Raw genomic sequence first — 15,389 nt, forward strand, 5'->3', positions numbered from 1 at the left:
ATGAGTGGGTCTGGGATCAGGCTGCCACGGCCTCGAGGTCGGCCGCTGCCACCTCCCTGGTCCTGCCGAACTGCTTCGCCGCGGTCACCGCGACCGCGCTGAGCACGGTGCCGGCGACGAGGGCCACGAGGAACAGCACCCAGTTGTTCATGGCGAAGAAGACGAAGATGCCGCCGTGTGGGGCGCGGAGCTCCACACCGAACGCCATGATGAGCGCACCGGACAGTGCGCCGCCGGCCATCATCGACGGGATGACGCGGAACGGGTCGACCGCGGCGAACGGGATGGCACCCTCGGAGATGAACGATGCGCCGAGAAGCCAGGCGGCCTTGCCGTTCTCGCGTTCGGGTTCGGTGAACAGCCCGGGACGCAGCACCGTGGCGAGGGCCAGGGCGAGCGGCGGGACCATGCCGGCGCACATCACCGCGGCCATGATCTGGAACTGTGCGGGACCGGCGGTCGCCGCGTCGGCGATCCCGGCGGTGGCGAACAGGTATGCGGTCTTGTTGACCGGACCGCCGAGGTCGAAGCACATCATCAGGCCCAGCACGACGCCGAGGACGACGGCTGATCCGCCGGACATGCTCTCCAGGCCGGAGTTCATCTGCTCGGTCAGCCAGGCGAGCGGCTTGCCGAGCACCATGTAGAGCAGTCCGCCGACGATCATGCTGCCGAACAGTGGGATGACGACCACCGGCATCAGTCCGCGAGCCCACTGCGGGACCGGGAGCCGCGAGATCCACAGGCACGCCGCGCCGGCGATGAGACCGCCGATGAGTGCGCCGATGAAGCTGGCGCCGACCGAGAGGGACACGATGCCCGCGACGAAACCGGGGGCGATGCCGGGACGGTCGGCGATGGCGAAGGAGATGTAACCGGCGAGGACCGGGACGGCGAGTCCCATCACCCCCGACCCGATCGCGAAACTCACCGCGCCGAGGTACTGCAGGAGCCCGCCGGACGGCAGATCCCAGACGCTGTTGTTGAGCGCGATGTAGACGGCGTCGTTCAGGGACCCGGCGCTGTCGAGGGTGCTGTTGGCGATCTCGTACCCGGCCAGCAGGAAACCGAGGGCGATGAGCAGGCCGCCTGCCGCGACGAACGGGATCATGTAGCTGACACCGGTCATGTGTGCCTGACGGGTGCGCGCACCGAGTCCGACACCCGACGACGCGCCGGTCTCGGCGCCCTCGGTGCCTCCGTCGTCGGTCACCCGCGCGGCGTCCGGGTTCCGTCCGGCCGCAACGGCTTCGGCGATCATCGCATCGGGTTCGTTGATGGCTCGTTTGACGCCCGAGGCGATCACCGGCTTGCCGTGGAAGCGACCCTTGCCCTTCACCCCGATGTCGGTGGCGAAGATGACGGCGTCCGCGTTCGCGATGACCTCGGGGTCGAACGGCGTGGTGGCCGACGACCCCTGGGTCTCCACCGCGAAGTCGACATCGGCCCGGTCCGCGGCATACCTGAGCGCGTCCGCGGCCATGTAGGTGTGCGCTATCCCGGTGGGGCAGGCGGTGATCGCGACGATGTGCGGCCGGTTCTGCGTCGGCGTCCGGGCGGTGACCGGGGTGTCCGTGGCCGGCGCCATCGGCGCTGCCGGGGGAGTGGTTGCGGTCTTCTTGGCGTCGGGATCGATGGCCTCGGTGACCAGTTCGATGATGCGTTCGTCGTTCTCGGCGGCGCGGAGGGACGCGACGAAGTCGGGGCGGACCAGCGAACGCGCCAGGGAGCTCAGCACTTTCATGTGCGCCGCCGCACCGCCCTCGGGGGCGGCGATGAGGAAGACGAGGTCGGCCGGCCCGTCGGGTGCCCCGAAGTCGACCTGGCGCGACAGTCGCGCCATGGCGAGGCTCGCCGTCGTCACCGATGCGGTGCGCGCGTGAGGGATGGCGATGCCGCCGGGGAGCCCGGTGGCCGACTTGGCTTCCCGCTCGAGTGCCGCGCGGGCCAGATCGGCGGGGTCGGTGGTCCGTCCGGCAGCGGCCAGGGTGTCGGCGAGGGTGGTGATGACGGCGGCGGGGTCTGCACCGGCGTCGACGTCGAGACTCACCGTCTGGGCGGTGATGATCTGCTCGGTCATAGGATGTCCTTCGGCATGGAGGGGGTGGAGTGGTCGGGTGCCCGGTGGGGATTCGGTTCAGTTCATCGGGGCGGCCCCGGAGAGTTCCGTGACCGTGACCCCGGACAGGTCGAGGTGGTGGGGGGCGGGGGAGGAGGTGCCCGCCAGTGCGGCGGCGGCCGAACCGTAGGCGACGGCGGACCGCAGACAGTCGGGAGCCGACGCGCCACGCGTCTGCGCGACGAGGAATCCGGCGAGGGAGGAATCACCCGCGCCGACGGTGCTGCGCGGAACGATGGGTGGCGGCGTCGCGCACCAGACGCCCGCCGGGGTGGCGAGTACGGCGCCCCGCGCCCCGAGCGTGGCCAGCACGGTGCCGCCGATCTGCTCGACGAGCGCCGTGGACGCGGCGACGATGGGACGGAGGTCGTTGCGGGAGAGCGATTCCCGCAACTCTGCCGGATCGGTGCCGGTGAGTTCGGCGAGTTCGTCCTCGTTCGGCTTGATCAGGTCGACCCGTCCGGCGGCGGCCGCACGCAGCGGTGCTCCCGAGGTGTCCACCGCCACGCGGCAACCGGCGGTGACCAGCGCGTCGGCGACGGTCCGATACCAGTCCTCCGGTACGCCGGGCGGCAGTGATCCGCACAGCGTGACCCAGTCCGCGCCGTCCGCGTAGGTGCGGATCAGTGCGCTCAGCGCGGCCAGTTGAGCCGCCGTCAGGTTGACGCCCGGGGCATTGATCTTGGTGGTGGTGCCGTCGGCTTCGGCAATGGTCACGTTCGAGCGCACCTCGCCGTCCACGGGGACCGCGTCGTAGGGGAGTCCGAGTTCGTCGAGGGCGGCGAGCAGCGGGTCGCCCGCACGCGCCGGGAGCAGTGCCCGGGTCGGTAGTCCGGCGGCGGCGACGGTGCGGGCCACGTTGACGCCCTTGCCGCCCGGCTGGGCGCGGACCACACCGGCTCGCTGCACCTCGCCGCGCCGGAGCGGGGTGTCGAGTTCGAGGGTGCGGTCGACGCTGGGATTGGCTGTGACGGTGAGGATCATGCGATCACGACCTCGACGCCGCGGGCGGACAGGGCGGCCGAGAACCTCGGATCGATGCCGGAGTCGGTGATCAGGACGTCGATGTCGTCGATGCCGGCGAATCCCGACAGCTCCTCGCGCTCCATCTTCGAACTGTCGGCGAGGACGACGACGCGTCGGGCCGCGGCAACCATCGCCGCCTTCACCGCCGACTCGTCGGGGTCGGGGGTGGACAGGCCGTGCGCCTCGCTGAGGCCGTTGGTGCCGATGAATGCGGTCGTCACGCGAAGCCGTCCCAGTGCGGCGACCGTCTCGGCGCCGACCGTGGCCTGGGTGAGTCCGCGGACGCGACCGCCCAGGGCGTGCAGACCGTCCGCGTGGCGGCCGGCGAGCAACCCGGCGATCGGCAGGCTGTTGGTGATCAGCGTCAGATCGCGGTCCCGCGGCATGGCCTCCGCCGCGCGGAACGTGGTGGTGCCGGCGTCGAAGAGCACCGATCCGCCGTCGGGCGGCAGGAAACGGAGGGCGGCGCGGCCGATGGCGGCCTTCTCCTCGATCTGTTCGGTCTCCCGTTCGGCGATGCCGAGTTCACCGATCACCCGCATCACCTCGGGGCGGACGGCACCGCCGTGCACGCGCTGCAGGTGCCCGCCGCGCTCGAGAACGGCCAGGTCGCGCCGAACCGTCTCGCTGGTCACGTCGAACTTCGCGGCGAGCTCGGCGACCGAGGCGCGCCCTGCGACGCGCACCTCCTCGGCGATGGCCTGCTGTCTCTCCTCGGCGTACACACCGGCTCCGTTCTGATCGTTCCTGCACACTCGGCCACCCCGTGAATGTGGGAATATGTGGCTTTCAATGTTGTAGTAACTGTGTTTACGCCTGTTTATGTTGACAAGTCAAGCCAAATTTGTAACCGTGGTCACATGACGCAGATTCTGACGGGGACGCCGGTCGTCGGTGGTGTGGCTCATGGACCCGCACTGTCGCCGGGACGCCGTCCCGACCACAGTGCGGAGGCGCTCGGCGCCGGTGTCGAGATCTCCGAGGACCAGCGCCCGGAGGAGGTCGCTCGATTCACCGCGGCGGCAGGCGTCGTCGCCGCGCGACTCCGTGAGCGCGCGTCGCAGAACACCGGCGTCGCCGCGGAAGTACTCGCCGCCACCGCCGGACTCGCGGAAGACCGCGGCTGGATCGGTGCGGCGTCGGCCCTGATCGCCAGGGGTGCGTCGGCACCGTCGGCCGCCGTTGCCGCCACCGAACAGTTCGCCGCGGTGTTCACCAAGCTGGGCGGCCTGATGGCCGAGCGGGTCACCGACCTCAACGACGTCCGCGACCGCGTGCTCGCCGAACTCCTGGGACTGCCCGAACCCGGGGTGCCCACGCCGGAGGTGCCCTCGATCCTGCTGGCCGACGACCTCGCACCCGCCGACACCGCCGGCCTCGACCCCACCACCACGATTGCCCTCGTGACGCGACTGGGTGGGCCCACCAGTCACACCGCGATCATCGCCCGCCAGCTCGGCATCCCGTGCGTCGTCGCGGTGTCCGGACTCGTCGGGATCGATGCGGGTACGGCGATCCTCGTCGACGGCACCACGGGTGAGATCGCCGTCGACCCCGACGACACCGCCGCGCGAGCCCGAGTCGAGGAGTATCGGCGTCACGCCGCTCGCATCGCCGGGTGGTCGGGTCCGGGCCGCACCGGCGACGGGGTGGAGGTGGCGATCCTGGCCAACGTCGCCGACGGGTCGTCGGCCCGCGCGGCCACCGATCACCCGGTGGAGGGTGTCGGACTGTTCCGTACCGAACTGGCCTTCCTCGAGCGCGCCGACGAGCCGTCGGTCGACGAGCAGGCGTGCATCTATCGCGAGGTGCTGGACGCTTTCGACGGCCGCAAGGTGGTCATCCGCACCCTCGACGCCGGCTCGGACAAGCCGCTGCGCTTCGTGACCCATCCCGACGAGGCCAACCCGGCACTCGGTGTGCGCGGCGACCGAATCGCCTTGGCGCACCCCGAGATCCGCGCGCGCCAGCTCGACGCGATCGCCCGGGCGGCGCAGGAGGCCGACGCGCAGCCGTGGGTCATGGCCCCGATGATCGCCTCACCCGCCGAGGCTGCGGCATTCGCCGCGCAGGTGCGCGAGCGTGGACTCGTCGCCGGTGTGATGATCGAGGTCCCCGCCGCGGCGATCCTGGCCCCGGCGATCCTGGCCGAGGTGGACTTCGTCTCGATCGGCACCAATGACCTCACGCAGTACACGATGGCCGCTGACCGAATGTCCGCCGAGCTCGCATCGCTGACCGATCCGTGGCAGCCGGCCGTGCTGCATCTCGTCGCAACGGTCGCCCGGGCCGGACGTGATCAGGGGAAACCGGTGGGCGTCTGCGGAGAGGCCGCGGCCGATCCGCATCTCGCCTGCGTGCTGGTCGGACTCGGGGTCACCTCGTTGTCGAGCGCTCCCGTCGCGGCGCCCGCGGTCGGCGCCCAACTCGGCGCGGTCACCCTGGCAACCTGCGAAAACGCGGCGGCCGCCGCGCTGGCCGCCACCGATCCGGCTACGGCTCGCGCGGCGGCCGCCGCGGTACTCGACAGTGGCGCCGACACTGACAGCGACGAGGTCAGACTCGCCGCATCACGGTGACGACCTTGCCGAGGATGACGGCCTCGTCGCCCGGGATCGGGTCGAACAACTCGTTGTGCGGCATCAGCCAGACATGACCCTTCTGGCGTTTGAAGGTCTTGACCGTGGCCTCGCCGTCGATCATCGCGGCCACGATGTCGCCGTTGTCGGCCACGTTCTGCTGGCGGACGACGACCCAGTCCCCGTCGCAGATCGCGGCGTCGATCATCGACTCGCCGACGACCTTCAGCAGGAACAGCGATCCCTCGCCGACGAGCTCCCGGGGGAGTGGGAACACGTCCTCGACGGCTTCCTCGGCGAGGATCGGCCCGCCTGCGGCGATCCGGCCGAGCACCGGTACGAAAGTGGGCTCGGGTAGTGCTCCGCCGGTCGGCGACGTCGGCGTCGGGGGTTCGCTCGGCGCGATGTTCACCGCCCGCGGACGGTTGGCATCACGTTTGAGAAGGCCCTTGCGTTCGAGGGTCCGCAGCTGATGGGCGACCGAGGAGGTCGAGGTGAGACCCACCTCGTCACCGATCTCGCGGATACTCGGCGGGTAACCGCGTTCTCGCACGGATTTGCGGATCACCTCGAGAACTCCGCGCTGCCGCGGCGTCAGCGACGCCTCGGCCGCCGCCATGTCCGCCGGGGTGACGGGCTCGTCGGCGCCCCGCGCTCCGGTGCGCTTACCGCCGTCATCGCTCATGATCGGGTTCCTCTCGATTCCGAACGTGCTGGTAGATCGCTTGTCTGTCGACGAGCCTAGCCGAGAACGCCGACCGCATCAAACATTTGTTCGACGTGTCGCGAGACAATTGTCGGAGTGCCGTGCTACAAATCGAACATCAGTTCATCGAACAGATGATCGACATTCGAACAGTTCGATCGGGACGACGCGGTCCCACTCACGAACACCGTTCGACCGGATACACGGAGGGCACCATGCGCACCGCCACTCTCATCGACCCCGTCCACCTCGACCCCGTCCACCTCGACCCCGCCCGGCACGGCGGTCCCGTCCGCGGCGACGTCCTGGAGCGTCCGCGCCCGACACGTCGGGGAGACGCCCGGCGGCCCGTCGACAACCGTCCGGTGCCGGAATCGGCGGTCCGGGTCCGCCGCGTCGCCTCCACCCAGTGCGCGTCGCCGGTGGGTATGCGTGGTCGTGGACCGGTGGTCCCGGCGTCGCGTCCCGCCGAAACGGTTCCCGCGGCCGTCATCCGCCGGCGTCGCCGCACGGCGACCGCTGTCCTCGCCGGCGTCGCGCTCGCCCTGGCCGTGTGGGTCATCGCGGTCGTCGGCCACGACTACGCCGCGTCGGTCACGCCTGCCGCGGTCGGCACCGAGGTCGTGCACGTTCGGTCGGGTGACTCGCTGAGCACGATCGCCTCGCGGGTCGCCCCCGAGATGCCGCGTGAGGCCGTCGTCGACGAGATCATCCAGCTGAATGACCTCGCGTCGAGTGGGCTGCGCGTCGGCCAGCCGCTCCTCACCCCCCGGTATCACTGAGGCCGGGCGGTATCCTCGATGACACAGGGACCAGCCGAGCATCGGCCCGGCATGCGGCGCGGCTGCATCAGAGCGTCCCGTGACCTGCGTGAGGATACGATGCGCTGCCCCTTCTGCAAGAACGACGACACCAAGGTCATCGACTCGCGTGTCGCTGATGAGGGGCAGGCCATCCGGCGCCGCCGCTCCTGCGTGGAGTGTGGGCGACGCTTCTCGACCGTGGAGAGTGCGGTCCTCTCGGTGGTGAAACGCAACGGCGTCACCGAACCGTTCAGTCGCGAGAAGGTGATGCGAGGTGTCCGGCGCGCATGCCAGGGGCGCCACGTCGCCGAGGACGCTCTCGCCCAGCTCGCCCAGCAGGTCGAGGACACCGTCCGCGCCAGTGGTTCGGCCGAGATCCCCAGCAACGAGGTGGGACTCGCGATCCTGAAGCCGCTGCGGGACCTCGACGAGGTCGCCTACCTGCGCTTCGCGTCGGTCTATCGGTCCTTCGACTCCCTCGAGGACTTCCAGCGCGAGATCGACGACCTCCGTGCCGCCTCAGCCGAGTCGGTCAAGAGTTCGTAGGACCCGCTTCTCCGACACCGGGAACGCGGTGCCCAGCCGTTCGGCGAACAATCCGACCCGCAGCTCCTCGACGAGCCACTGCGCCTCGTCGTTGACGTGCGCTTTCCGGTGTTCGGGTACCTGGGCCAGCCGCTGCGCCCAGCGTTCGGTCACGCGGTCGATCACGGCGACTCCGGCCTGATCGCGCGCGGCGGAAGCCGGCAGTGCCGTCAACCGTGCCTCGGCGGCCGCGAGGTAGCGCGGCACGTTCTCCAGATGACGTCGCGGAGTGGCGGCCACGAATCCGTCGAAGACGAGGTTGTCGAGTTGTTCGGCGACGTCGTCGGCGGCGAGCGAACCCGCATGACGGTCGATCGCGGCGCGTACCGGCGCCACCGAGCCGAGCGATTCCACCGCGAGGGAGAAATACTCCGGAGCCGACTCGGTGATCCGTGGACGGATCTTCTCGGTCAGGGTGCGGAACGCCTCGGGTGAACGCACGGCGGACACGGCCCCGGCGTCGAGGCCGGCGACGACGTCGCGGATAGCCCGGCGTGTGCAGTCGGCCAGCAGTGTATCGAGATCCGCATAGGGACTCTGGCTCAACGCGAGCCGGCCGGCGGCCCCGAGCGAACTCGCCACGCGCCGGTGCAGTGGCGGGATCGCCAGGTCGAGGAGTGCGACGATCCCCCTCTCCGCCAGGCGATCTCGGGCCTGCTCCGACACCGCGTCGATCACGACGACCCCGCGTGTACGTCCGGCGTCGTCGGTGATCGCGTCGACGGTCGGGTACCGGGTGAGGCGCTGACCGGCGATGTCGACGGTCCGCTGCGCGGCGAGAGTGCCGATGCCGTCGTCGGTCCAGTTGCGATACAGCGTGCGTTTCACCGTCTTCGACGCCGCGGGCGTCGTCGCACGCCGAAGCTCGTCGATCGAGTCGGCACGCGCGGTGATCCGTCCGTCGTCGTCGACGACCGCGAAATGCATCCGCAGATGGGTGGGAATCCGGTCGAGGTCGAAATCGGCTGCGGTGACCGTCATCTGGGTGATCGTGGTGAGTTCGCGGGCGAGCCCGACCGCGAGCGGTTCGCTGCGCGGCGTGAGACGGGCCAGCGCCAGGTCGGCGAACCGCTGGGCGGGTGACATCGACTTGCGCAACCTCTTGGGCAGCGATTTCACCAGTGCGGTGGCCAGTTCCGACCGCATCCCGGGCACGGACCAGTCGAAGCCCGCCGGCCGGACGTGGGGGAGCAGCGCGCGCGGGATGATCACGGTGACACCGTCATCGGGTGCGCCGGGTTCGAACCGGTAGCGGAGCTCGAGTCGGGTGTCGCCCTGCTGCCACGCACCCGGATAGTCGGTCGGTGCGGCCTCGGCGGTCGCCGTGACATCCTCGGGCTTCAGGTCCAGAAGAGCAGGATCGCTGCGCCGTGCCTTCTTCCACCACGTGTCGAAGTGACGTGCGGAGGTGACCTCGGCACCGACCCGGTTGTCGTAGAACTCGAAGAGCTGATCCTCGGTGATCACGAGTCCGCGTTCGCGCCTACGGTTCTCGACGTCGGCGGCGGCCTCGAGGAGGGCGCGGTTGCGTTCGAAGAACGGGTGCTGGGTACGCCAGTCTCCCTCGACGAGGGCATGGCGGATGAACAGCTCGCGCGAGACGACCGGGTCGATGGGACCGTAGTCGACGCGGCGACGGGCGACGAGGGTGACGCCGTAGAGGGTGACCCCCTCGTACGCCATCGCGGCGCCGCGTTTCGACGACCAGTGCGGCTCGCTGTGCGTGCGCTTGACCAGATCGCCGGCCAGTTTCTCCGCCCACAACGGATCGATCCCGGCGACCGTGTGCGCGAACAGCCGGGAGGTCTCCAGGACCTCCGCGGCCATGATGAACGCCGGCGGTTTCTTGGCCAGCGGTGACGCCGGGAAGATCATGAGCGTCGTGTTCCGCGCCCCGGTGAACTCACGACCCTCGGTGTTGCGGACCGCGATGTTGCTGAGCAGACCCGACAGGATCGCGCGGTGGACGGCGTCGGCGTCGACCTCCGGCAACTCCTCGCCGGCCGGACGCACGGGCCAGTCGAGATCCTTGACGATCTCGGTGAGCTGACGGTGCAGGTCCCGCCATTCCCGGATGCGCAGGAAGTGCAGGAACTCGCGCTCGCACATCCGGCGGAATCGGCTGCTGGACAACTCCTGACGCTGCTCGTCCAGGTAGCGCCACAGTTCGACGTAGGACAGGAAGTCCGACTGCGGCACGACGAATCGACGATGGGAGGCGTCGGCCGCCTCGCGATGTTCGGCCGGTCGTTCGCGCGGATCGGGTAGCGACATCGCGGATGCGATGACCAGCAGGTGGTCGAGGCAGCCGAGTTCGCGGCCCGCGATCAGCATGCGGGCGATCCGCGGGTCGACCGGGATCCGCGACATCGAACGGCCGACAGGCGTGAGGCGCGGCGGTCCGCCTTCGCGGCTCACGGTGATCGCGCCGAGTTCGGTCAGCACGCCCATGCCGTCGCGGATCGCGCGCTCGTCGGGCGGCTGGACGAACGGGAAATCCGCGATCTCACCGAGTTTGAGCGAGGTCATCTGCAGGATGACCGCGGCCAGGTTGGTGCGCAGGATCTCCGGGTCGGTGAACGCCGGCCGCGAGTCGAAGTCGTTCTCGCTGTAGAGCCGGATACAGACACCCGGGGCGACGCGACCGCATCGGCCGGCGCGCTGGCGGGCGCTGGCCTGCGAGACCGGTTCGATGGGAAGACGATTGACCTTGGTGCGGGTCGAGTACCGGCTGATGCGAGCGGTGCCGGTGTCGATGACGTAGCGGATGCCGGGCACCGTGACCGACGTCTCGGCGACGTTGGTGGCCAGGACGATCCGTCGGCCGTTCGACGGAGCGAAGACCTTCTGTTGGTCGGCGATCGACAGACGTGCGAACAGCGGGACGATCTCCGCACCGCCATCGCGGCCGGTTCCGGTCCGGCGCCGCAACGCATCCGCGGTCTCGCGGATGTCGCGCTCGGTGGGTAGGAACACCAGGATGTCGCCCCGGCCGCCGGCCCACAACTCGTCGATCGCGGCGTCGATGCCCTGGATCTGGTCGAGGTCGGCGTGCTCGCCGCCCCCGGTGTCGTCGCCGCTGTCCGGGCGTTCCTGCAGGCTCAGGGGCCGGTAACGGATCTCGACGGGGTAGGTGCGACCGGACACCTCGATGACCGGCACCGAGGCGTCGGGTGTGCTGAAATGCCGTGCGAAACGGGCGGGTTCGATGGTGGCCGAGGTGATGATCACCTTCAGGTCCGGTCGTTGCGGCAGCAGCCGGCGCAGATAGCCGAGGATGAAGTCGATGTTGAGGCTGCGCTCGTGGGCTTCGTCGATGATCAGGGTGTCGTAGCGCCGCAGCATCGGATCGGTGGCGATCTCGCGGAGCAGGATGCCGTCGGTCATCACGCGGATCAGGGTGTCGGCCCCCGAACGGTCGGTGAACCGGACCGAGTAGCCGACCGCGTCACCGAGTTCGGTGTCGGTCTCGTCGGCAATGCGCTTGGCCACCGAGCTCGCCGCGATACGACGCGGCTGGGTGTGCCCGATCGTGCCGCGGATGCCGCGCCCGAGTTCGAGGCAGATCTTCGGCAGCTGGGTGGTCTTGCCGGAACCGGTCTCACCGGCGACCACCACGACCTGGTGGTCCCGGATGGCGTCGGCGATCTCCTCACGAGCTGCCGACACGGGGAGTTCGTCCGGGAAGCGCAGCACCGGCACGCCTGCCCGGCGCCGTTCGAGGCGGTTGCGTGCCTTGGCCACGTCGGCGACGAGCTGCTCCCACTTGCGTGGGTCGGGGGTGCGGCCCAGCTTGTCGACCCGGCGGCGGAGTCGGTGAGCGTCGAGGATCCCCACCTGGTCGAGCGAGCGCAACAGCTGGGATCGGGAGATGCCGGGCTCAGGATCTCGCGGGGCTGGATCTGGGGACTCGACCGACATGATGACTCCAGGATATGGGTCGCTGCCGGGGGTGTTCACCTCGCCCGGCATCATGGGGGCCATGGCTGATTCTTCGAGGGCACTGTCCGATACTCCTGGCGCTCTGTGGCACGGTTTCGCCGACATGGGTGCGGTGACCGCGAGTGGCCCGTTCGTCGTGACCAAGGGTGAGGGAACCCGCATCTGGGACCGCGACGGCAAGTCCTATCTCGACGCGACGGCCGGTCTCTGGTTCACCAACGTGGGCCACGGCCGCACCGAGATCGCCGACGCGGTGGCGCGTCAGCTCGGCACCATCGCGCACTATTCCAACTTCGGGGACATCGCGAGCGACGTCACGCTGCAGCTCGCCGACGAGCTGGCCGCGATCGCACCGGTGCCCGGGTCCAAGATCTTCTTCACCTCGGGCGGCAGCGACTCGATCGACACGGCGGTCAAGCTCGCCCGCCGGTACTGGGTGGAGCAGGGCAAGCCCGGCAAGCGCGTCGTCGTCAGCCGCACGAAGGCCTATCACGGCATGCACGTCGCCGGTACGTCGCTGGCGGGCATCCCCCTCAATCACGACGGCTACGGCGAGCTCATGCACGACGTGCAGAACGTCGACTGGGATGACGCGAAGAGCCTGCTCGGCCTCATCGAGCGAGTCGGTGCGGACAACATCGCCGCGTTCTTCTGCGAGCCGATCATCGGTGCCGGTGGCATCTACCTGCCGCCGGCCGGATACCTGGACGAGGTTCGCGCGATCTGCCGCGACCACGACGTCCTGTTCGTCGTCGACGAGGTCGTCACCGGCTTCGGGCGTATCGGCGGCGACTCGTGGTTCGCCTCGGCGCGCTTCGACCTGCAGCCGGACATGATCACCACCGCCAAGGGTCTCACCTCGGGCTATGTGCCGATGGGTGCGGTCTTCATCGCGCCGCGCGTCGCCGAACCGTTCTTCGCCGGCGGCGTCTGGTGGCGCCACGGCTACACCTACGGCGGTCACGCCGCCGCGGCGGCCGCCGCGCTGGCCAACCTCGAGATCATCCGCCGCGAGAACCTGCTCGCGGAGGCGACGCGGCTCGAGGGGGATCTCGCCACGGCGTTGTCCCCGCTGGCCGACCTCGATTCGGTCGCCGAGGTGCGCACCGGCCTCGGTGCCGTCACCGCGGTCCAGCTAGCCGACCCGGCATCGGCCCCGGCGGCGGTGGTGAAGCTGCGTGAGCACGGTGTCAGCACGCGCGCCGCGGGACAGGGTGCGCTGCAGATCTCGCCGGCCTTCGTGATGACGACCGAGGAGGTCGGCGAGCTCGCCGACCGTATGCGGGCCGCGCTGAGCTGACCTCGATACACGGCGTCCTCGCTCCGCTCGGTCGACGTACTCGGCCGGCGGAGGCCCTCCCGAAGACACCAGCCCATACACCAAGGCCCGGTTACCGAATCGATAACCGGGCCTTGTTGTCTGGACGCGCTATCAGGCGTTCGCGAGCACCTCGGTGGTGGCGATGGCCTGGGCCACGCCGGTCACGATCGAGGCGACCTTGAGGGCTTCGAAGATCGCCTCCCGGTCGACGCCGGCCTCGCGCAGGGTGTTCTCGTGGGCGGCGACGCAGTGTCCGCAGCCGTTGATCGAGGACACGGCGAACGACCACAGCTCGAATGCGGCCTTGTCCACGCCCGGGTTGCCGATGATGTTCATCCGCAGGCCGGGACGCAGGTCGTCGTACTTGCCGTCGAGAAAGCCGCGGCCGCGGTAGAACACGTTGTTCATGCCCATGATCGACGCGGCGCCCAGGGCGGCGTTGTATGCCTCGGCCGACAGGATGTCGGCGGCCTCGTCGGCGATCTCGCCGAGCACCTTGGCGTTCTTCGTGGCGGCGGCGGTCGACAGCAGCGTGCCCCACAGCTGCTCTTCGTTCAGCGCGGTGGTCCGGCTGATCGAGCCCAGGTTGAGCTTGAGGTCCTTCGCGTACTCCGGAAGGGCTTCCTTGAGGTTGTCGATACTCATCTGATCCCCTCTAGACGCCCGAGGTCATGAGCTCGCCGGCGTTGATCGTCGGGTCGCCCTTCTTCCAGTTGCAGGCGCACAGCTCGTCGGACTGCAGGGCGTCGAGGACACGCAGGACCTCGTCGACGTTGCGTCCCACCGAGCCCGCGGTGACCGACACGAACTGGATCTCGTTGTTCGGATCGACGATGAAGGTGGCGCGGTCGGCGACCCCGTCGGCGTTGAGAACGCCTGCAGCAGTAGCCAGTTCACGCTTGAGGTCGCTCATCATCGGGAAGGGGAGGGTCTTCAGGTCCTCGTGCTGTGCACGCCACTGGAAGTGGACGAACTCGTTGTCGACCGAGGCGCCGAGCACCTGGGTGTCGCGATCGGCGAACTCGTCGTTCAGCTTGCCGAATGCGGCGATCTCCGTCGGGCACACGAACGTGAAGTCCTGGGGCCAGAAGAAGACGACGCGCCACTGACCGGGGTGGTCGTCGGAGGTGACGGTGGTGAAGTAGTCATCGGGCTGCTGGGCGTTGACCTTGCTGAGGTCGCCGCCGATCACGGCGGTGAGGTTGTAGGCGGGGAACTGGTCACCGATGGTGAGCAGGGCCATGTAGCGCTCCTTCAGCTGAGTGAGTGAGTGTACGGAAACTGCGCGCGAACGAATTTCGCGACGTACGAGTACCATCGTGCCGGATTTTGCGCGAAAGCGAAACGTGATTAGTAGCACTACACTGATAGCCATGCCCGATAAAACTTATCAGCCGACCGTCGCCGGACTGCGTGCCTTCGTCGCCCTGGCCCAGCGCAGACACTTCGGTGCCGCCGCAACGGATCTGGGCGTGAGTCAGCCCTCGCTCTCGCAGGCCTTGTCGGCGCTCGAGGCGGGCCTCGGGGTGACGCTCGTGGAGCGCACCACGCGCCGTGTCCTGCTGACCCCGGACGGCGAGGAACTTCTGCCGCGGGCGATCGCGGCCGTCGACGCCGTCGACGAGTTCACCGCGGCGGCCGCGGGTGCCGGACGGCCGTTGCACGGGACGATCCGCCTCGGTGTCATCCCGACCGTCGCGCCCTATGTGCTGCCGGCCGTGCTGCGCGGTCTCGGCGAGAGACTTCCGGACCTGCGCCCTCGAGTCGTCGAGGAGCAGACCGCCCGTCTCGTCGAGCAACTGCGGGGCGGCACGCTCGACGTGGCGCTCCTCGCGCTGCCGCTCGACATTCCAGGGATCGTCGAGGTGCCGCTCTACACTGAGGATTTCGTCCTCGCCCTGCCGGCCGGGCACACTCTCGCCGGAAAGCGCCGAGTGGATCCCAGCGCCCTGGCCGACCTGCCGTTGCTGCTCCTCGACGAGGGGCATTGCCTGCGGGACCAGGCGCTGGAGGTGTGCGCGCTCGCGGGTGTGCGTCCCGATCTGGGACAGACCCGCGCGGCGTCGCTGACGACGGCCGTGCACTGCGTCGTAGGCGGTCTCGGGGTGACCCTCATCCCGCAGACCGCGGTCGCCTCGGAGACCGCATCGGGGGACCTGGCGATCGCCACGTTCGCCTCGCCGCGTCCGGGGCGTCGGATCGGGCTGGCGTTCCGGCGGTCCGGACGCCACGACGAGTCGTATCGGGAACTCGGGTCGATCATCGGTGAGCTCGTCGCCGAGACGGGCGCCGTCACCTCGGTCTAGGC

At 69.5% G+C, this 15,389-nt stretch carries 12 protein-coding genes; 5 read left to right on the forward strand and 7 right to left on the reverse strand.

What is annotated here, in order from left to right:
- Positions 1–16: 16 nt before the first annotated feature.
- The 3 genes from GOAMI_RS10465 to GOAMI_RS10475 are packed head-to-tail and all read right to left on the reverse strand — an operon-like array spanning position 17 to position 3,870.
- On the reverse strand, positions 17–2,080 hold the full coding sequence (locus GOAMI_RS10465; RefSeq protein WP_006436466.1) for a PTS fructose transporter subunit IIABC: 2,064 nt from the start codon (positions 2,078–2,080) through the stop codon (positions 17–19).
- Positions 2,081–2,137: 57 nt separating this feature from the next.
- Entirely contained in the window at positions 2,138–3,103 is a 966-nt protein-coding gene (pfkB, locus tag GOAMI_RS10470; RefSeq protein ID WP_006436467.1) for a 1-phosphofructokinase, read from the reverse strand.
- Positions 3,100–3,870: a DeoR/GlpR family DNA-binding transcription regulator gene (locus GOAMI_RS10475; protein ID WP_006436468.1), complete on the reverse strand. Its 771-nt coding sequence runs from the start codon at positions 3,868–3,870 to the stop codon at positions 3,100–3,102. Before GOAMI_RS10475 ends, pfkB begins: the two co-directional genes overlap by 4 nt.
- 135 nt (positions 3,871–4,005) lie before the next feature.
- Between GOAMI_RS10475 and GOAMI_RS10480 the strand changes: the two genes are divergently transcribed.
- Positions 4,006–5,724 carry a phosphoenolpyruvate--protein phosphotransferase gene (locus GOAMI_RS10480; RefSeq protein WP_006436469.1) on the forward strand — a complete coding sequence of 573 codons (1,719 nt, stop codon included), beginning with the start codon at positions 4,006–4,008 and terminating at the stop codon, positions 5,722–5,724.
- Here GOAMI_RS10480 and lexA read toward each other — a convergent pair.
- Complete coding sequence (lexA, locus tag GOAMI_RS10485) at positions 5,702–6,409, reverse strand: transcriptional repressor LexA (protein ID WP_006436470.1); 708 nt, start codon at positions 6,407–6,409, stop codon at positions 5,702–5,704. The two genes, GOAMI_RS10480 and lexA, sit on opposite strands and share 23 nt — an antisense overlap.
- Before the next feature lie 236 nt (positions 6,410–6,645).
- Between lexA and GOAMI_RS10490 the strand changes: the two genes are divergently transcribed.
- Both GOAMI_RS10490 and nrdR read left to right on the forward strand, forming a co-directional pair.
- Positions 6,646–7,212: a LysM peptidoglycan-binding domain-containing protein gene (locus GOAMI_RS10490; RefSeq protein WP_006436471.1), complete on the forward strand. Its 567-nt coding sequence runs from the start codon at positions 6,646–6,648 to the stop codon at positions 7,210–7,212.
- Positions 7,213–7,311: 99 nt separating this feature from the next.
- Positions 7,312–7,779, forward strand: a complete 468-nt coding sequence (gene nrdR, locus GOAMI_RS10495; RefSeq protein ID WP_006436472.1) for a transcriptional regulator NrdR — start codon at positions 7,312–7,314, stop codon at positions 7,777–7,779.
- Here nrdR and hrpA read toward each other — a convergent pair.
- Positions 7,753–11,739 carry an ATP-dependent RNA helicase HrpA gene (gene hrpA / locus GOAMI_RS10500; protein ID WP_006436473.1) on the reverse strand — a complete coding sequence of 1,329 codons (3,987 nt, stop codon included), beginning with the start codon at positions 11,737–11,739 and terminating at the stop codon, positions 7,753–7,755. The two genes, nrdR and hrpA, sit on opposite strands and share 27 nt — an antisense overlap.
- A gap of 61 nt (positions 11,740–11,800) precedes the next feature.
- Between hrpA and GOAMI_RS10505 the strand changes: the two genes are divergently transcribed.
- Positions 11,801–13,060: an aminotransferase family protein gene (locus GOAMI_RS10505; RefSeq protein ID WP_006436474.1), complete on the forward strand. Its 1,260-nt coding sequence runs from the start codon at positions 11,801–11,803 to the stop codon at positions 13,058–13,060.
- Positions 13,061–13,192: 132 nt separating this feature from the next.
- On the opposite strand, the gene GOAMI_RS10510 is transcribed toward GOAMI_RS10505, so the two are convergent.
- Together GOAMI_RS10510 and GOAMI_RS10515 are read right to left on the reverse strand one after the other, a co-directional pair.
- A complete protein-coding gene (locus tag GOAMI_RS10510; protein ID WP_006436475.1) occupies positions 13,193–13,726 on the reverse strand; it encodes an alkyl hydroperoxide reductase in 534 nt (177 codons plus the stop codon).
- 10 nt (positions 13,727–13,736) lie between these two features.
- On the reverse strand, positions 13,737–14,324 hold the full coding sequence (locus GOAMI_RS10515; protein WP_006436476.1) for a peroxiredoxin: 588 nt from the start codon (positions 14,322–14,324) through the stop codon (positions 13,737–13,739).
- A gap of 130 nt (positions 14,325–14,454) precedes the next feature.
- On the opposite strand from GOAMI_RS10515, the gene GOAMI_RS10520 reads away from it, so the two are divergent.
- Positions 14,455–15,387 carry a hydrogen peroxide-inducible genes activator gene (locus tag GOAMI_RS10520; protein ID WP_006436477.1) on the forward strand — a complete coding sequence of 311 codons (933 nt, stop codon included), beginning with the start codon at positions 14,455–14,457 and terminating at the stop codon, positions 15,385–15,387.
- Positions 15,388–15,389 lie beyond the last annotated feature (2 nt).

Source organism: Gordonia amicalis NBRC 100051 = JCM 11271 (assembly GCF_000332995.1).
Classification (GTDB): Bacteria; Actinomycetota; Actinomycetes; order Mycobacteriales; family Mycobacteriaceae; genus Gordonia; species Gordonia amicalis.